Here is a 17,941-nt window from a genome sequence, read left to right on the forward strand (position 1 = left end):
ACCAGCCAGATCGGACGAAGGGGCGCATGACCGACGTCGACCTCGAGTTCGCCCGGGTCCGGGCAGTCCTCGACCGTCCGACCCTCCGGCTGATGTCCCGGCCGACCAGCGCCGTCGTCCTCGCCGTGTTCCGCACGGTGTTCGACCGCGACGTGCAGTACGTCCCCGCGGACCGGATGCACCTGCAGGTCGAGGAGCACGTCGCACGGCTCCAGGCCGCCGGCGCGCGCACCCCCGCGAGCGAGCAGGCGGAGCAGCCCGAGCAGGACGCCCGACCGAACGGCCGCGCCCTCTGCCGCGAGTGGGTCGCCGCGCAGTGGCTCGTCCGTTCGAACTCCCCCGACGGCGACGAGCAGTACTCCCTGACGAGCCACGCGCTCGAGGCCCTGTCCCTCGTCGACGCCCTGTCGTCCGACCGGGCGCTCATCAGCGAGAGCCGGCTCGCGATGATCGTCGACGCCGTGCACCGCTGGGCCGCCCGCGCCGAGCCCGACCCCGACGTGCAGATCCGGCGCATCGACGCGCAGATCGCCGAGCTCCAGGCCGAGCGGGCGCGACTCGAACAGGGTGACGTGGACACCGTGGACGACGCCCGGATGCGGGACGGCTACACGAACATCTCCGACCTGATCCGCCAGCTCCCGAGCGACTTCAAGCGTGTGGAGGAAGCGGTGGCGACGATGCACCGCTCGATCGTCGAGGACTTCCGGCAAGAGGTCCGTCCGATCGGCGAGATCCTCGACGACTACCTCGCCCGCACGGACAACCTCATGCAGGCCACCCCCGAGGGCCGTGCGTTCGAGGGGGCGTTCGAGCTGCTCCGCGACGACGCCTTGCTGCTGCGACTCCGAGACGACATCGCGACGATCCTGGCCCACCCCTTCGCGGACTCCCTCGGGGCGTCCGAGCGCCGGGCCTTCCGCAACACGGTGGTCATCCTCCGCCAGGGCATCGAGGACGTCCTCGCCCAGCGACGACAGCTCACGGCGACGCTGCGCGACCAGATCGTCGCGCACGACGTCGCCCGCGACCGCGAGCTCGACGCCGTCATCCGGTCGATCGAGCGCGGGCTGGCGACCTGGATGGAGCACGGGTCGGCGCGCGACCGGCTGCCCCTCGGCCTCCTGCCGGCGACGGCCGAGGTCGGCACGCTGCGCGAACGGTTCTACGACCCGGACGCCGAGTCCGTGCCGCCCGCGATCGAGGAGCCGGACGACGACGTCTTCGAGGAACTCGACGTGGAGACGCTCCGGCGACACGGTGGACCGCTCCTCACCGAGCTCCGCGCGGCACTGCGCTCCGCCGAGGCCGACTCCAGCGTCGACGCCTTCCACGGCCTGCCGCCGGAGCAGCGGCGTCCGGTCGAGCTCTTCGGGCTCGCGCACCTCCTCACCGGTCGCGAGGACTTCGAGTCCGCCACGCACCTCGCCGAGCACCGGACGGTCCGTCCCGACGGCAGCCCGGTCACCTTCCACATGCCGACCGCGGCGCTCACCGACGAACGCCACGACCGGACGCCAGACACGACGAACGACGAACACGCACAGGAGGCGCGGTGAGCGACACGACGCCGGCACCGGTCGACGAGACGGTCCCCTACGACGACCCCGCACCCGTCCCGCAGGACGACGAGCGCGACGAGACCAGCTTCGCCCTCTTCGAGGGCGACGAGGGTCGACTGGACGACCGGCAGCGCCGTGCCCTCGTGGCCCTGCTCCGCAACTCCTACGTCAGCGCACGGACGCACGCCGACGAGTGGCGCGCCGTGCTCGACGCGGAGTACCAGCTCCGCTCGCGCCTCAACGACCTGTTCCTCGAACTGCACGTGGACCGTGATCGCGAGGTCGCCTGGAAGCGTCAGGCCCGCTCCGAGAGCCAGCGCCGCGGCTTCCCCACGCTGCTGCGCGACGTCCCGTACACGCGCGAGGAGACGATCGTCCTCGTCTACCTGCGCATGCGTCTCCGCGCCGACACCCGCCCGGGCCCGGACCAGGTCGTCGTCGACCGCTCCGAGATCCTCGGGCACGTCGCCGGGTTCCGCCCCGCGACGGCGACCGACCGCACCCGTGACGAGGGCCGCGTGGCGAAGGCGGTCGAGCGCCTCGTGACCGCCCGGATCCTGCTGAAGACCAGCGACCCGGACCGGTTCCGGGTCGCGAGCGTGGTCGAAGTGCTGCTCCCGCTGGAGCGGCTGCGCGACCTCGACACGTGGTTGGCGAGCACAGCGTCGCGGACCGCCACCGCACCCGGGGACGCGACCACCCCGGACGGCGAGCCGACCGACGGGGACGACCCGTCCCTCCTGGCCGACGAGACCGACACCGACGACGAAGGCGAGACGGAAGCGTGACCGACACCTTCGAGATCCCGGCCCTGTTCGACACGGTCGCGCAGTGGCGCGCCGAGTCGATGCAGGTCGTGAACTGGGGCGGCTTCCACGGCCACCGCCAGGTCGAGCTGTCCGGCACCGCGACGCTCATCTCGGGCGCGTCCGGCACCGGCAAGTCGACGCTGATGGACGCGTACCTCGCCGTGATGATGCCGTCGGACGTGCCGTTCAACGGCGCGTCGAACGACGCGACCACCGGGCGCGCGCGCAGTGCCGACCAGCGGAACCTGCTGACGTACCTGCGCGGCAAGGTGGACACCCGTCGCGACCCCGAGTCCGGTGCCCTGCGCGACGTGAACCTGCGCGGCGACGACCAGACCACGTGGGGTGCCGTCGCGGTGACGTTCCGGAACGACGACGAGCGGCGCTTCACGGTGCTGCGCGCGTACATCGTGCCGAAGCGTGCGCGGGGCGTCGGCGACATCCAGATGACCATGGCGACGGTGGACGACACGTTCGACCTGCGCCGGCTCGAGGAGTTCGTGCCGACGCGGTTCCACCACCTCGAGCTCACCGGACGCGTGCCGGGGCTCGTCATCCGCGACACCTACCAGGAGCTCGCGTACACGCTGCAGACCCGCCTCGGGATCGGTGACTCCGGCGGCGGCAACCGGGCGATGCGGCTCCTCGCGCGCATCCAGGCCGGGCAGCACCTGCCGACCGTCGACGCCCTGTACAAGTCGCTCGTGCTCGAGACGCCGGGCACGTACGAGGCCGCCGACCGTGCCCTCGCGCACTTCTCCGCCCTCGACGAGGCGTACGAGGCGATGGACACCGAGGAGCGCAAGGTCCGCATCCTCTCCCCCATCACCGAACTGCACGCCGAGATCGCGCGCTCGAGGGCCGCGGCCGAGGCGCTCGACGGGATCGCGACCGGCGCCGAGGTGTCCCCGTTCGCGCACTGGACCGCATCGCGCAAGCGCGCGCTCCTGGACGCCGAGGTGGACCGCAACGGGCGCGAACGCACGGCTGCCCGCGCCGAAGTCGCCGCGGCGGAGGCCCGGCACGCCGCGGTCGAGATCGAGCTGCGCGATGCCGAGGCCCGGCTCCGCGACCAGGGCGGGAACGCGCTGGCGCAGCTCGAGGACCGCATCGACCGTCGGACGCGGGAGCGCGACGCCGTCGTCCGCACCCGGGCGACGTTCGACGAGCGGACGGCCGTGCTCGGGTCGCCCGTGTCCACCGAGCAGTCCTTCACCGCCGCGCAGCGGGCGTCGCACGAGTTCCTCGGCACCTACCCCGCGTCGCGCGCGGAGCTCGACGAGCGCCGTGACGCCCTCACCCGCGAGGAGTACCCGCTCCTCGACCGCGAGCGGTCCCTCCGCCAGGAGCGTCAGTCGCTCGAGCACCGACAGGGCGCCATGCCGCTGCCGATGCACGAGGCCCGACTGGCGATGGCCCGCGCCGCCGGCATCGACCCCTCCGAGCTGCCCTTCGTCGCCGAACTGCTCGACGTGCTGCCCGGCGAGGAGCGGTGGCGCACGGCGATCGAGTCCGTCCTGGCGCCCGTCGCCCGCACGCTCCTGGTCGACCAGGACCGCCTCGCCGACTTCAGCGAGGCGATCGACGCGCTCCGCCTACCGGTGCGCGTGCAGTTCGAGGGCGTCCCGACGGGGCCGCACATCGACGTCGACGGCGACCCGTCCATGGTGTCCGGCAAGCTCGCGATCAAGCAGTCGCCGTTCAGCACCTGGGTGCGCGAGCGCATCGAGTCCGAGCGCACCGACGCCCGGTGCGTCGGGTCCGCCGCGGACCTCGGCGGCGGCGGTCGGCGCGTCACCGAGTCCGGGCAGCTCCGCGACGGTCGACGCGGTGCCCACGGCGACCGGCGTCAGGCGAACGTCATCGGCTTCACGAACGAGGCGCGGGTCGCCTCGGTGGAGCAGGAGCTGGCCGCGATCGCCGAGGACCTCGCCACGCTCGAGGCCCGGCGTACCGACGTCGCGCAGGACATCACGGCGCTCGACGTCCTCCGCGCCGCGCACCAGCACATCGTCGACGTCACGTGGGAGGCGATCGACGTCGTCGGGCTCGAGGACTCGCTCGCCCGCCTCGACCAGGAACGCCAGGCACTCCTCGCCGCCGACGACGGCCTCCGCACGCTGCGTTCGGCCGTGGGTCGGCTCCGGGCGTCCCTCGACGAGGCGTCGGACCGTCGCGCCGCTGCCCGCCAGTCGGTCGCCCGGCTCGAGGAGCGGCACGCCGTGCTCGTGGACGGTCAGGACGCCGCGGCCGAGATCCTGTCGCGCTTCGAGGACACTCCTGACGCCCTGCCGGACGACCGACAGGCGCAGCTGCTGTCCGAGACGTTCGAGGAGATCGGAGCACCGGACGGCGTCGACGGCTTCGACGACGCGACCCGCCGACTGAAGCGCCGGCTCGAGGAACGCCTCGCGCAGGCGCTCGACGGCGCCGCGTCGGCCTCGACCGCGTTGACGCTGACCTTCCAGCGCTACCAGGACGCCTGGCCGGACCCGAACCTCGGGACCGGCGTCGCGTCCTACCCCGACTACCGCGCCATCCTCGACCAGATCGTCGCGACGGGCCTGCACTCCCGCCGGAGCGAGTGGCGCCGACGCCTGTCGCAGTGGAGCGGCGAGGACCTCGTCCCGCTCGCCGGCGCCTTCGACCGGGCCGTCGTCGAGATCGAGGAGCGGCTCGAACCGGTCAACGAGATCCTCCGCGAGTTGCCCTTCGGTGCGAACCGCGACCGGCTGAAGATCCAGATCCGCCGGGTCACCCGCGAAGAGGTGACCGCCTTCCGCCGGGAGCTCCGGGCGCTGTCGGCGTCGGTCGACACCGAGCTGACCGACGACGTGCTCGAGACCCGGTTCCGCCGGCTCCGACGCTTCATGGCCGTCATCCGCCCCGACCCGTCCGTCCCGCGTGGCGGCCGGACCACGCAGCGCGACGCCGTGCTCGACGTCCGGCGGCACATGGAGATCACGGCCGTGCGGTACGACACCGAGGGCAACGACCTCGGCGTGTACTCGTCCCTCGGCGACAAGTCCGGCGGTGAGACGCAGGAGCTCGTGGCGTTCATCGTCGGTGCCGCGCTCCGCTACCAGCTCGGCGACGAGACCCGGCCGCGGCCGCGGTTCGCGCCGGTCTTCCTCGACGAGGCCTTCATCAAGGCGGACTCGGAGTTCGCGGGGCGTGCGGTGACGGCGTGGCTGCGGCTCGGGTTCCAGCTCGTCGTGAGTGCGCCGCTCGACAAGGTCACGGCGCTGGAGCCCTCGATGGAGCGGCTCCTGTCGATGCGCAAGCACCCGGACACCGGGCACTCGTCGATCACCGAGATCGCGCGGGCCGCCGTGGGGGCGTAGGCGCGCCGCCCGTCCCCGGGTCGCCGCCCGTCCGTGGGCCGACCGCCCGTCCCCGGGCCGCCGGGGTCGCACGAACTGCCGCCCGGCGCCGGCAGCAGCGGCACCTCGTGCGACCTCAGCGACGGGCGCACGGCATGTCGTGCGAGCGGGGCGACCGTCACCGCCACCCCCGGACTGGGGTGCCGGCAACAGCAGGCCGCCGGGCACTCCTTGACTACGATCGCCAGGAGCTCCACCGACTCCAGCAGGGACCGTACCGTGACCACTCGCACACGCACCGCAGGCGCGATCGTCACCGGGCTCCTCGTCGCCGGCGCGCTGGCTGCGTGTGTCCCGTCCTCCACGGCACCGGGGTCGACAGCGGCACCGACCACCGCCACGGCGACTCCGCTGGTCACACCGACGCCGACGCAGACACCGACGCCCACACCCACCGCGACCCCGACTCCAACCCCGACCGCGACGCCGACCGCCGTGCCGACGACACTCCCGGTCGGCGACGTCACGTCGAACGGACGCACCTGGCGGCAGTCGTACGCCGAGGACTTCACGAAGCCCGCCGCGCTCGGCACGGTGGCATCCGTCTACCCCGGCATGGGCCTCTACGACGGATTCCAGGACACCAGCGGACTCGGCACGTACGCCCCTGCGAAGGTGCTGTCCGTCGCCGACGGCAACCTCGACTTCGACTTCCACTCCGAGGACGGCCGACCGCTCGTCGCCGCGGTCATGCCGGACGGGTACGCGCCGCACACGACGGCACGCGTCAGCATCCGCTACAAGACCACGGTCACCGACGGGTACAAGTTCGTCGGCATGCTGTGGCCGTCCTCCGACGAGTGGAACGACGGCGAGATCGACTGGCCGGAGTCACTCACGCTCGGGGCGTCGCCGCGCCCCGCGTCCGCGATCCCGGGAACGTACGCGAACCGTCACGTCAAGTACGACCGCTCGGTGCAGGTCCACGCGAAGACCGACACCACCGAGTACCACGTCGCCACCACCGAGTGGGACACGGGCATCGTCCGCTTCTACTGGGACGGGGAGCTCGTCTCCTGCACCACCGAGGCCGTGCCGACGAAGCCGATGCGCGTGACCCTGCAGGGCGAGACGTGGACCGACCACGGCGCCGTCCCGACGGACGCATCGGGCACCGTGTCCGTCGACTGGATCTCCATCTGGAACTGACCCGCGCGCGGTACGGTGGGCGCGTGTTCGGACGCCGCTCCCCCAGCCCCCGCCCCGACGACCGACCGGGCCTCGGCATCGGCGCCCTCGTGCAGGTCGTCGACACCGACCAGGGCGGCGAGGAGTGGGCCGACGAACCGATGGGCGTCATCGTCGCACCGGGCGGCAGCCAGCTCGGCGGGACCCAGCGCACCTGGACGGTCGCGTTCGAGGAACCCGTGTACACGAAGGACGGCCGCGGCCCGTTCGAGCGCGCGACCGTCCTGAGTCGTCAGCTGGTGCCGGTCGAGCCGGCACCGGACACCGAGGGCTAGTACTCCTCGTTGCCGCTCTTCATCATGGCCGCGAAGGCCATGCAGACCCCCACGCCACCGAGCACGCCGATGCCGATGATGACGCCTGCGATGAGTTCGAGCATTGGTGACTCCTTGGTTCCGGGGCCGGTCTGGCTGCCCTCAGGTTAGCGGATGCCGCGCATGAGCTTCAGCACCGGCTTGGCGAGGACGAGCAGGACGACCCCGACCGCGACGGCGACGAGCCCGAGAACGGCGAAGTACGGCGCCTCGTCCGTCGGGTCGTAGTACTGCGAGAGCACCCCCGTGACGGCGGTGCCGAGCGACACCGACAGGAAGAACAGGGCCACCATCTGCGTCTGGAACTTCGGCGGAGCGAGCTTCGTGGCCACCGACTGGCCCACCGGCGACAGCAGGAGCTCGGCGATCGTGAAGACGAGCAGGATCCCGACGAGGGCGAGCAGCGGCGTGCCGTTCTGCCCGGTGCCGACGAAGGGCAGGAAGAGCAGGAACGCGACGCCCATGATGCCGGTGCCGAGGGCGAACTTCGTCGGGGTGGACGGCTGGCGGTCGCCGAGCTTCGTCCAGATCGCCGCGAACACACCGGACAGCACGATGATGAAGACCGGGTTGATCGACTGCACCCACGAGACCGGCATCTCCCAGCCGAACAGGGACCGGTCGAGGCGCTCGTCGGAGTAGACGGTCACGACGGTGAACTGCTGCTGGTACAGCGACCAGAACACCGCACTGCCGATGAACAGTGGGATGAAGGCGAACACGCGGGACCGCTCCTGCGCGGTGATGCCGCTCGAGAGGATCACCACGAAGTACCCGATCGTGGCGAGAATGACGATGGCGACGACCACGGTGGGCAGGTTGTCGACGTTGAGGAGTCCGGTCAGCACGGCGACCACGATCACCGCGAGTGCCACGAGGACGAGCACGCCGATGAGCGGGAGCCGACGGCGGTCGACGGGGTTCGTGACGTGCCGCACGGACTCCGGCAGATTGCGGCGGCGGATCGCGTACTGCACGAGCCCGGCCGCCATGCCGACCGCGGCCAGGCCGAAGCCGTAGTGGAAGCCGAGCGAGCTCTGCAGCAGGCCGGTCAGGAGCGGACCGAAGAACGCCCCGAGGTTCACGCCGAGGTAGTACAGCGAGAAGCCGGCGTCACGACGGGGGTCGTCCCGGCTGTAGAGCCCGCCGACGATCGTCGTCGCCGTGGCCTTGAGTCCGCCGGAGCCCAGCGCGATGAGCACGAGGCCGACGCCGACGCCCGCGACACCGGGGATGAGCGCGAGGGCGATGTGCCCGAGCATCACGACGATGGCACTGCCGAACAACGTCCGGTCCGCACCGAGCAGCCGGTCGGCGATCCACGCCCCGATGATCGTGAACAGGTACACGGCGCCGCCGTAGGCACCCATGATCCCGCTGGCGACGCCCTTGTCGATGCCCAGCCCGCCCTGCGAGAGCGTGTAGTACATGTAGATGAGGACGATGCCCTGCATCCCGTAGAACGAGAACCGCTCCCAGAGCTCGACGGCGAACGGCGTCGACAACTCGAACGGCTGCCCGAAGAAGGTCCGCCCGCGTGCGGGCGTGGTGGTACCTGACATGCCGCACATTCTGCCCCTCGGAGCCGGGCCGCGCCGAATCGCTGAACTCGCCTCAGGAACGCCGGGCGCGGTCGTTTGGAGGGTTCCCACGACCGCGGCCGACCCACGGGCCACCCGCGTTGTCAGCCCCGGACGGCGTTCACGCGACTCGCGGGTCCGATCAATAGCGTGGGTTCTGCAACACCGGACAGAGCAGTTCAGGAGGGCTCCGACCATGGTCGACACCGCACCCGTCCACAGCACGAACACGCCCAAGGCCGACGCCGCCGGCGACCCCGCCGCGGGCACGCCCACCGGCGGGACGGACACCGACGTCCGGATCGACGTCGACCTGCTCGCCGAGCACCTGCTCGGCCGTTGGGCGGACGACCGCCGAGCCTCGCGCCGACTCGCACTCGACCCGGCGATGCACAAGGTCGAGGGCATGCCCTACGCCGACGCCCGCGCCCGGACGCTCGACCAGCTCCGCATCCTCGTCGACGCGGGTGCGATCCAGCGCCCCTACCCCGAGGAGTTCGGCGGCTCGAGCAACCACGGCGGCAACCTCGCCGCGTTCGAGGAGCTCACCACGGCCGACCCCTCGATGCAGATCAAGGCCGGCGTGCAGTGGGGGCTGTTCGGCTCGGCCGTGCACCACCTCGGCACCGAACGGAACCACCGCGAGTTCCTGCCGGGCATCGTCTCGTTCGAGGTCCCCGGCTGCTTCGCGATGACGGAGACCGGGCACGGCTCCGACGTCCAGAGCATCGCCACACGGGCGACCTACGACCCGGCGACCCAGGAGTTCGAGATCCACACGCCCTTCCGCGGCGCGTGGAAGGACTACATCGGCAACGCCGCCCTGCACGGCAAGGCGGCCGTCGTCTTCGCGAAGCTCGTGACGCAGGGCGTCGACCACGGCGTCCACGCGTTCTACGTGCCGCTCCGCGACGCCGCGGGTGCGTTCCTGCCCGGTGTCGGCGGCGAGGACGACGGCTACAAGGGCGGCCTGAACGGCATCGACAACGGCCGGCTGCACTTCGACCACGTGCGCGTCCCCCGCACCAACCTGCTGAACCGCTACGGCGACGTCGCCGAGGACGGAACCTACTCCTCGCCGATCGCCTCGCCCGGTCGCCGCTTCTTCACCATGCTCGGCACCCTCGTGCAGGGCCGCGTGTCGCTCGACGGCGCCGCGGTCGTCGCCCAGAAGATCGGCCTGGAGATCGCGCTGACGTACGCGGCACAGCGCCGCCAGTTCCCGACGGGCGACGGCACCGAGGGTGTCCTGCTCGACTACGGCCGGCACCAGCGCCGGTTGATCCCCCGCCTCGCCACGGTGTTCGCGCAGTCGTTCGCCCACGAGAAGCTCCTCCGCACCTTCGACGACGTGTTCAGCGGGCGTGAGGACACCCCGCAGCGTCGCGAGGACCTCGAGACCCAGGCGGCGGCCTTCAAGTCGATGTCCACGTGGTCGGCCCTCTACACGCTCCAGGAGTGCCGCGAGGCCTGCGGTGGCGCCGGGTTCCTCGCCGAGAACCGCCTCACCGGACTCCGCGCCGACCTCGACGTCTACGTGACGTTCGAGGGCGACAACACCGTGCTGCTCCAGCTCGTCGGCAAGCGCCTGCTCACCGAGTTCCGCGCGAAGGCGCCGAAGGACCCGGCGTCGACCGCGAAGTTCGTGGCGGCCCAGGCGGCCACGAAGCTCGCCGACGCCACCGGTCTCCGGCGCCTCGGGCAGACCATGACCGACCGCGGCTCGCTCGCCGCGTCCGTCACGGACCTGCAGGACGCCAAGACGCAGCGCGACCTGCTCGCCGGCCGCGTCGACACGATGGTCACCGAGATCGGCATGAGCCTCGCGTCGGCGGGCAAGGACCGCGCACGCGGCGCCCGACTGCTCAACCGCTCGCAGCACGAGCTCATCGAAGCGGCCAAGGCCCACGCGGAACTCATGCAGTGGGAGGCCTTCACCGAGGCGATCGACGAGGTCCCGCCGGGAGACACCCGCCGCGTGCTCGTCTGGCTCCGCGACCTGTTCGCCCTCGGCCTGCTGGAGCAGCACCTCGACTGGTACCTCATGCACGGGCGCATCACGGCGCAGCGGGCGCGGGCGGTCTCGGCGTACATCGACCGCCTCGTCGCCCGGGTCCGACCGGTCGTCCCGCAGCTGCTCGACTCGTTCGGGTACGAGGCCGGCCACGTCCGTGCACCGATCGCACTCGGTGCCGAGCAGGCCCGGCAGGACGAGGCGCAGGCCTGGTTCGCCGCCGAGGCGGCCGCGGGCCGCCTTCCCAAGCAGGAGAAGAAGCCCCGCGCCTAGCGCTGGACGTGGGGCGCGCGTCAGGCGTCGCCGGCGGGCCCGCGGTCCTCGAGGGCCCGGCGGAGCCGCGCCTCGGCGTCGTCCCCGGCGCCGGCAGCAGCGGCAGCGGCCTCGGCGTTGGCCTCGGTCACCGCGCGCACGACCTCTTCGCGCTGGATCTTCACCCCGCGAGGCGCGTCGATACCGATCCGGACGCCGTCCCCGCGGCTGTCGAGCACCGTGATGACGATGTCGTCACCGACGAGGATCCGCTCGCCGACCTTCCGCGTGAGTACCAGCACCCGTTCAGCCTAGCGACACGACGGGGACTCCCAGCAGGTGCACCGACTCCGGCGTGGCGGTCTCCCCCGCGCCGATCGCCACGACCCCGGCCACGTGGGCCCGGTCGGCGACCGCGGCGAGCATGCGGACCGAGTCCTCGTGCTTCCGACCGACGTCCACGACGACCCAGACCTGGTCGGGTGCGAGTCCGGCGGCCGTCGCCACGTCGTCCCAGGCGGCGACCGCGAGCAGCGCGTACCCGTCGCGGACGCCCTCGGCCCGGGCGAGGATCCCGCTCCGCCGGTCGGCCGCGTCGGTCGGCCGGAGTGCGTGCCGGGTCGCGAAGATCCCGGCGGCCGCGTCCACGTCGTTCGGACGCCCGACGAGCAGCACGAGGTCGCCGTCGGCGGACCGGACCGACGGGGCGGGCCGTGTGGGCGCGGTGGCGGCGACCAGCTGCTCGGCCACGACGTCGTCGACGAGCCGAGCCGTGCCTCCAGGAACGACCGACGGACCGGGCACGTCCAGGAGGCGCGACCCGCCCGGCTCCTCGGCCCCCGCCTCCGGCAAGGCGCGCGTCGGGCGCGGGGCGCTCCCCGTGATCCCGTCGGCGACGAAGCCGTCGAGCACCGACGCGAACGCGTCGGCCCGCGTGGACGCGGTGCCGTCGTGGCCGGCGATGCGCGCCTCCGCGGCTTCGGCGTCGGCCAGGAGCGCGGCGATGCCCACCCGCTGGACCGGCGAATCGGCGATGGCGACGCGCGCGGTGGGGACGTCGTCGGGGCCGGGGACCTCGACGGTGGCCTCGACGTGCGCCTTGCGGAACAGCCCGCCGATGCCGGGTGTGGTGACGCGCTCGGCGGCGACGATGCGTGCGCCCGGTCCGAACTCCGAGCGGACGGCGTCCCGGAGCTCGTCGAGCGTGGCGCCGTTACGCTGCAATCGGGTCGGCGGCACGGACCACTCCCACGGTCTCGATGGTGGAGCCCGCGGCGGTGGCCTCCTGGTAGGAGAGCACCGGCAGGCCGTTCGACTGCGCGGAGACCATGCGGTGCACGGCCGGGCGGAGCTGCGGGGCGCAGACGAGGACGGCGGAGATGCCCTGGTCCTCGACGGAGCGCACGGCCTCCCGGAGCGACCCGAGGACCTGCTCGATGCGGTGGGCGTCGAGGACGATCTGGGTCCCCTGCTCGGACGGCCGGAGCCCCTCGAGCATCGACTGCTCGAGCAGCGGGTCGATCATGATGACCCGGAGCGTGCCGGCGTCGAGGTACCGGGCGGGCAGCGCGGGGCCGAGTGCGGCGCGGGCGGCCTCGACGAGCCCCTCCGGGTCGGTCGACACCTTGGCGCGGAGCGTGAGGCCCTCGCAGATCCGGCCGAGGTCGTTGATCGGGACCCGTTCGGCGAGCAGCCCCTGCAGGACCCGCTGCAGCTCGGCGAGCGAGAGCATCCCGGGGACGAGCTCCTCGACGGCCGCGGGGTTGACCTGCTTGACGCCCTCGGTGAGGACCTTGACGTCCTCGCGGGTGAGGAGCCGCGCGGCGTTGTCGCCGATGATCGCCTGCAGGTGCGTGACGAGCACGGAGACCCGGTCGATCACGGTCGCGCCGGTCATCTCGGCAGCGTGCCGGAGCTCGGCGGGGACCCACTTGCCGGCGAGGCCGAACACCGGTTCGACGGTGGTCTCCCCCGGGAGCCCCTCGAGGTGGTCGCCGAGGGCGAGCACGCTGCGCGACGGTGCGGTGCCCCGGCCGGCCTCGACGCCGGCGATGCGGATGGCGTAGGTCGACGGCGGGAGCTCGATGCTGTCGCGGGTCCGGACGGGCGGGACGACGATCCCCATGTCGATCGCGATCTTCCGGCGGAGGGCACGGACGCGGCCGAGCAGGTCGTCCGAGGCGCCGGACACCATGTCGACCAGGTCGGGCGCGAGCAGGATCTCGAGGGCGTGCACGCGCATCTGCTCGATGAGGTCCTCGGGGGTGTCGGCGCTCGGTGCGGCGGCCTCCATGGCCTGCTGCTGGGCGACGGCCGCCTCCTCGCGCTTGGTGTTCTGCCCGAGGCGCCACCCGATCACGAGCAGCGTGGCGCCGATGACCAGGAACGGGACGATCGGCATGCCGGGGATGAACCCCATCGCGATCGCCGCCACGCCTGCGATCACGAGGGCGTTCCGCGACTGGGTGAGCTGCTGCGACGCCGAGGTGCCGATCTCGGTCTCGGCGCCGGAGCGGGTGACGATCATGCCCGTCGACACCGCCATGAGGAGCGCCGGGATCTGCGTGACGAGCCCGTCGCCGATGGTCAGGATGCCGTACTTCGACAGGGCGTCGGTGATCGACAGCCCGTTCTGCACCATGCCGATGGCGATGCCGCCGACGAGGTTGATGACGATGATGAGGATGCCGGCGATCGCGTCGCCCTTGACGAACTTCGACGCACCGTCCATGGCGCCGTAGAAGTCAGCCTCGGCGGACACGGCGGCACGGCGTTCCTTCGCTTGGGCGTCGGTGATGAGCCCCGCGTTGAGGTCCGCATCGATCGCCATCTGCTTGCCGGGCATCGCGTCGAGGGTGAACCGTGCCCCGACCTCGGCGACGCGCTCGGCACCCTTCGTCACGACGACGAACTGGATGACGACGAGGATCAGGAAGATCACCGCGCCGATGATGATCGAGCCGGAGACCGCCACGTGGCCGAACGCCTGGATGACGTCGCCGGCGAACCCCTCGCCGAGGACGAGCCGGGTCGACGCCACGTTCAGCCCGAGCCGGAACAGCGTCGCGACGAGCAGCAGCGACGGGAACACCGAGAAGTCGAGCGGCTTCTTCACGAACAGCGTCGTGAGCAGGATCACCAGCGCCAGCAGGATGTTGCAGATGATGAGGAAGTCGAGCAGGAAGGACGGCACCGGCAGGATCAGCAGCAGGATGATGCCGACGATGAAGACCGGGACGACGAGCTTCGGCAGGTCCTTGCGGTTCATGCGGGCACCCCTTCGGGAGTCGAGTTCGGGCGGAGCTTCCGGGGCCGGAGGTCCCCGCTGATCGTGGCCGGGTCGATGACCGTCGCGACCTCGTCCGGGGTGGTCGGCCGCGGCGGCGCGTGCGTCCCGGCCGCCGCTCCCCTGGCCTTGAGCGCCATGACGAACGACAGCACGCGGGCGACCGGCGTGTAGAGGTCGACCGGCACCTCCTGCCCGAGCTCGCACGCGGCGTGCAGCGCACGGGTGAGCGGGACGTCCTGGACGATCGGCACCCGGGCCTCGAGCGCCTTGTCGCGGATCATCGCCGCGACCGGACCGGCGCCCTTCGCCACGACGCGCGGCGCGGACTTCCCCGGCTCGTACGACAGCGCGACGGCGTAGTGCGTCGGGTTCGTCATCACGACGTCCGCGGTGCCGATCGCCTGCACCATCCGGTTCCGGCTCATCGCGAGCTGTCGGGACCGGCGCTGGGACTTCACGAGCGGGTCGCCCTCGGCGTGCTTGTTCTCGTCCTTGACCTCGCGCCTGGTCATCATCGTGCGCTTGCGGTTGCGGCGGATCACGACGAAGACGTCGAGCGCGGCGAGGACCAGGCCGGCGACGATCGCCGCCCGGAGCAGGGTGCCGGTCCCGGCGGCCGCGGCGTCGAGCACGGCGGACAGCGGGAGCGATCCGCTCGTCATGAGGACGGGGACGAGGGCCTGCACGGCCATCCAGAGGACGAGTCCGACGACGGCCGTCTTGAGGAGCGCCTTGCACCCGTTCCAGAGCGCCTGGGTGCCGAACACCCGCTTCAGACCCTGGATCGGGTCGAAGTGCTCGGGCTGCGGCGTCAGCTTCCGGACGTGCACGCCGCCCTGCGCGACCGCTGCGGCCAGCACGGCGACGGCGACGACCCCGAGCATCGGGCCGAGGGTCCCGCCGAGCGAGCCGAGGGCCTCGTGGAACACGGCGTTCATGGTGCCGATCGTCGGGTCGGCGATGACGCGCTGCACGGCTCGGAGCTGCTCGGAGCCCGCGGCGGCGGCGTTGCCGATCGCGGACGGCATCATGAGCGCCGCGACCGCGATCCCGATCCACGCGCCGAGGTCCTGCGACCGCCCGATCTGGCCCTTCTGGTGGACCTCGCGCATGCGCTTCTGGGTCGCCTGCTCGGAGCGTTCTCCGCTGTCGGACACGTCGTCACCCCCGTCCCGTGATCGCGGCCACCGCGTCGCCGGTGAGGGACGAGACGACGGACGGCAGGGCCATGAAGAGCGCGCCGGCGAAGACGACGGTCAGCCCGATCTTGATCGGGAAGCCCATCTGGAAGGCGTTGAGCGCCGGGGCGACGCGCGTGAGCAGGCCCAGGCCGACGTCGGCGAGGAAGAGCACCACCACGAGGGGCCCGGCGATCTGCAGCGACGACAGGAACATCTGCGTCAGCGCGGTGACCAGCACGGACGCCAGGCCGCCGAGGTCGAACGTGCCGGTCAGGGGCACCGCGTCGAAGGAGCGCACGAGTCCGGCGACGATGAGTTGGTACCCGCCCGAGGCGAACAGCAGCGCGAGCGCCGCCATCTGGAACAGCCGCGTGAACTGGGCGCCGTTCACCTGCGACTGCGGGTCGAAGGCCTGCGCCAGCGTGAACCCGCCGAACAGGTCGATGAGCGCACCGGCCGACTGCACGGCGGCGAACACGAGGAACACCAGGAACCCGAGGGCGAGCCCGACGAGGAGCTGCGTCAGGAACGCGAGCAGGAACGGTCCGGTGTCGAGCGACTCGTAGCCGACCGCGACGCGCGGGGCGACGCCGATCGCCAGCCCGATGCCGGGGATCACCTTCACCGTCGCGGGGAACGCGCGGTACGAGAACGGCGGCGCGATGACGAAGAACGCGACGAGGCGGACGCCGGCGAGCATCGTCGCCTCGAGGCGGTCGCCGTCGATCGACAGCTCCATCAGGCCGTTCCCAAGAGCTTCGGGATCATGTCGAACGCGACGTGCGTGAACCCGACCATCTCCGAGATCATCCAGTTGCCGCAGACGACCAGGGCGATCGCGACGGCGACGGCCTTCGGCACGAAGGAGAGCGTGACCTCCTGGATCTGCGTGACCGACTGGAACAGCGAGATCGCGAAGCCCACGACGAGCGACGTCACGAGCACGGGCGCGGCGAGCTTCGCCGACACCAGGAGCGCCTGGAGCGTGAGGTCGATGACGGCCTGCTGGTTCATCAGTGCACCACCTGGTAGCTCTCGATGAGGGACTTGATGATGAGCCCCCACCCGTCGACGAGGACGAACAGCAGGATCTTGAACGGGAGCGAGATCATGACCGGCGGGAGCATCATCATGCCCATCGACATGAGCGCCGCGGAGACGACGAGGTCGATGACCAGGAACGGGATGAAGATGACGAACCCGATGATGAAGGCGCTGCGGAGCTCGGAGATCACGAACGCGGGGATCACCGTCGTCATCGGCACGTCGGCCATCGACTTCGGGTTGTCCTGACCGGCGGCACGGGTGATGAGCGCCACGTCCTCCTCACGCGTCTGGTGCAGCATGAAGGTCCGCAGCGGCTTCGTCCCGATCTCGACCGCCTGGGTGAAGTCGAGGTGGCCGGCGAGGTACGGCTGCAGGGCGTCGTCGTTGATGTGCCCGAGGACCGGTGCCATCACGAAGAGCGACAGGAACAGCGCGAGGCCTGCCAGCACCTGGTTCGGCGGGATGGACTGCAGTGCGAGGGCGTTCCGCGTCATCGCGAGCACCACGAAGATCTTCGTGAACGACGTCATCATCAGCATGAGGGCCGGTGCGACGCTGAGCAGGGTGATCCCGATCAGGGTGACGACGGCGGACGACGGGGTGCCGTCCGGGCCGTTCACGCTGACGCTGAAGTCACCGGTCGACGGCGGCGTGGGCGTGGCGGGAGCGGTCGGCTGCACGACACCGGCCGCGTGGGCGCCGGTCGCCGTGAGCATGAGGAAGCCGGCGACGATCGTCACCCCCAGCAGGAGGAGGGCGATCAGGCGTCCGGTGCGTGCCGCGGTCACCCGGCCCGCCGGTTCCGGAGCGCCGAGGCGGCCTGCCGCCAGGTGTCGGCGGACAGGATCGACCCTTGCAGCTGCTGCGCCGTGGGCAGCGTGGTGCGCTGCGAGCGGCGGTTGCGGGGACGCATGGGCAGCGGCTGCGCCGCGTCGGACGGGAGGGACGGTGCGGCTGCCGTCTGCTGCTCCAGTTCCTGACGGAAGCGGTCGGCCGACGGGGTCGGACGCACCGGCAGCGTCACCGGCCCGGTCACGATCGTGAGTTCCGGTGCCGGCGCCTGCCCGCTGGTGAGCAGGGCGACACCGTGCTCGGAGACACCGAGCACGAGGCGCTCGCCCTCGACGTCGACGACGACGACGCTCGCCTTGCCGCCGATGCCCTGGCGGCCGACGACCTCGACCGACGCCGAGCGGCGGCCCTTGGCCTTGCCCGCACCCAGGCCGCTCTTCGCGACGCGACGGTGCAGCACCCACATCAGGGCGAGCACGACGCCGAGCGAGAGCGCGACGCGGAGGACGATGACGGCGGTGTCCACGTCG

At 71.8% G+C, this 17,941-nt stretch carries 15 protein-coding genes; 6 read left to right on the plus strand and 9 right to left on the minus strand.

Features of this window, described 5'->3' with window-relative positions; all coding sequences use genetic code 11:
* The first annotated feature begins 26 nt into the window (after positions 1–26).
* From JSX79_RS12615 to JSX79_RS12635, 5 genes are all read left to right on the plus strand, one after another.
* Positions 27–1,559: a DUF3375 domain-containing protein gene (locus tag JSX79_RS12615; protein ID WP_229086559.1), complete on the plus strand. Its 1,533-nt coding sequence runs from the start codon at positions 27–29 to the stop codon at positions 1,557–1,559.
* Entirely contained in the window at positions 1,556–2,350 is a 795-nt protein-coding gene (locus JSX79_RS12620) for a DUF4194 domain-containing protein (protein ID WP_229086560.1), read from the plus strand. The genes JSX79_RS12615 and JSX79_RS12620 overlap by 4 nt, the downstream gene beginning before the upstream one ends.
* Entirely contained in the window at positions 2,347–5,715 is a 3,369-nt protein-coding gene (locus JSX79_RS12625) for an ATP-binding protein (RefSeq protein WP_229086561.1), read from the plus strand. The genes JSX79_RS12620 and JSX79_RS12625 overlap by 4 nt, the downstream gene beginning before the upstream one ends.
* Before the next feature lie 474 nt (positions 5,716–6,189).
* Entirely contained in the window at positions 6,190–6,903 is a 714-nt protein-coding gene (locus tag JSX79_RS18710; protein ID WP_229086562.1) for a glycoside hydrolase family 16 protein, read from the plus strand.
* A 23-nt stretch (positions 6,904–6,926) separates the two neighbouring features.
* Positions 6,927–7,217 carry a hypothetical protein gene (locus JSX79_RS12635; RefSeq protein WP_229086563.1) on the plus strand — a complete coding sequence of 97 codons (291 nt, stop codon included), beginning with the start codon at positions 6,927–6,929 and terminating at the stop codon, positions 7,215–7,217.
* Positions 7,218–7,363: 146 nt separating this feature from the next.
* Here JSX79_RS12635 and JSX79_RS12640 read toward each other — a convergent pair whose 3' ends face one another.
* The gene (locus JSX79_RS12640) at positions 7,364–8,827 is read right to left on the minus strand and encodes a peptide MFS transporter (RefSeq protein WP_229086564.1); all 1,464 of its coding nucleotides are present in this window, start codon (positions 8,825–8,827) and stop codon (positions 7,364–7,366) included.
* 205 nt (positions 8,828–9,032) lie between these two features.
* Here JSX79_RS12640 and JSX79_RS12645 point away from each other — a divergent pair, with 205 nt between their 5' ends.
* A complete protein-coding gene (locus JSX79_RS12645) occupies positions 9,033–11,123 on the plus strand; it encodes an acyl-CoA dehydrogenase (protein WP_229086565.1) in 2,091 nt (696 codons plus the stop codon).
* A gap of 20 nt (positions 11,124–11,143) precedes the next feature.
* Here the strand turns inward: JSX79_RS12645 and csrA are convergent, their stop codons facing one another.
* Genes csrA through JSX79_RS12685 form a run of 8 tightly spaced genes read right to left on the minus strand, consistent with a single transcriptional unit; the run spans position 11,144 to position 17,937 of the window.
* A complete protein-coding gene (csrA, locus tag JSX79_RS12650) occupies positions 11,144–11,404 on the minus strand; it encodes a carbon storage regulator CsrA (RefSeq protein WP_070418910.1) in 261 nt (86 codons plus the stop codon).
* A 4-nt stretch (positions 11,405–11,408) separates the two neighbouring features.
* Entirely contained in the window at positions 11,409–12,341 is a 933-nt protein-coding gene (locus tag JSX79_RS12655; RefSeq protein ID WP_229086566.1) for a hypothetical protein, read from the minus strand.
* The gene (locus tag JSX79_RS12660; RefSeq protein WP_070418908.1) at positions 12,316–14,370 is read right to left on the minus strand and encodes a flagellar biosynthesis protein FlhA; all 2,055 of its coding nucleotides are present in this window, start codon (positions 14,368–14,370) and stop codon (positions 12,316–12,318) included. The genes JSX79_RS12655 and JSX79_RS12660 overlap by 26 nt, the downstream gene beginning before the upstream one ends.
* Complete coding sequence (locus JSX79_RS12665) at positions 14,367–15,548, minus strand: flagellar biosynthesis protein FlhB (RefSeq protein WP_229086567.1); 1,182 nt, start codon at positions 15,546–15,548, stop codon at positions 14,367–14,369. Before JSX79_RS12665 ends, JSX79_RS12660 begins: the two co-directional genes overlap by 4 nt.
* A 4-nt stretch (positions 15,549–15,552) precedes the next feature.
* Positions 15,553–16,311, minus strand: a complete 759-nt coding sequence (locus tag JSX79_RS12670; protein WP_229086568.1) for a flagellar biosynthetic protein FliR — start codon at positions 16,309–16,311, stop codon at positions 15,553–15,555.
* Complete coding sequence (gene fliQ / locus JSX79_RS12675) at positions 16,311–16,586, minus strand: flagellar biosynthesis protein FliQ (protein WP_070418905.1); 276 nt, start codon at positions 16,584–16,586, stop codon at positions 16,311–16,313. The genes JSX79_RS12670 and fliQ overlap by 1 nt, the downstream gene beginning before the upstream one ends.
* Positions 16,586–17,407, minus strand: coding sequence for a flagellar type III secretion system pore protein FliP (fliP, locus tag JSX79_RS12680; RefSeq protein WP_070418904.1), 822 nt, complete (start codon positions 17,405–17,407; stop codon positions 16,586–16,588). The genes fliQ and fliP overlap by 1 nt, the downstream gene beginning before the upstream one ends.
* The gene (locus JSX79_RS12685) at positions 17,404–17,937 is read right to left on the minus strand and encodes a flagellar biosynthetic protein FliO (RefSeq protein WP_229086569.1); all 534 of its coding nucleotides are present in this window, start codon (positions 17,935–17,937) and stop codon (positions 17,404–17,406) included. The genes fliP and JSX79_RS12685 overlap by 4 nt, the downstream gene beginning before the upstream one ends.
* Positions 17,938–17,941: the final 4 nt, after the last annotated feature.

Origin of the sequence: Curtobacterium sp. GD1, assembly GCF_020882855.1 — a bacterium.
Taxonomy (GTDB): domain Bacteria; phylum Actinomycetota; class Actinomycetes; order Actinomycetales; family Microbacteriaceae; genus Curtobacterium.

Coding starts and splice junctions, on each gene's coding strand:
- JSX79_RS12670 (WP_229086568.1), bottom strand. CDS start 16,311: ATGGAGCTGTCGATCGACGGCGACCGCCTCGAGGCGACGATGCTCGCC.
- fliQ (WP_070418905.1), bottom strand. CDS start 16,586: ATGAACCAGCAGGCCGTCATCGACCTCACGCTCCAGGCGCTCCTGGTG.
- JSX79_RS12615 (WP_229086559.1), top strand. CDS start 27: ATGACCGACGTCGACCTCGAGTTCGCCCGGGTCCGGGCAGTCCTCGAC.
- JSX79_RS12640 (WP_229086564.1), bottom strand. CDS start 8,827: ATGTGCGGCATGTCAGGTACCACCACGCCCGCACGCGGGCGGACCTTC.
- JSX79_RS12645 (WP_229086565.1), top strand. CDS start 9,033: ATGGTCGACACCGCACCCGTCCACAGCACGAACACGCCCAAGGCCGAC.
- JSX79_RS12660 (WP_070418908.1), bottom strand. CDS start 14,370: ATGAACCGCAAGGACCTGCCGAAGCTCGTCGTCCCGGTCTTCATCGTC.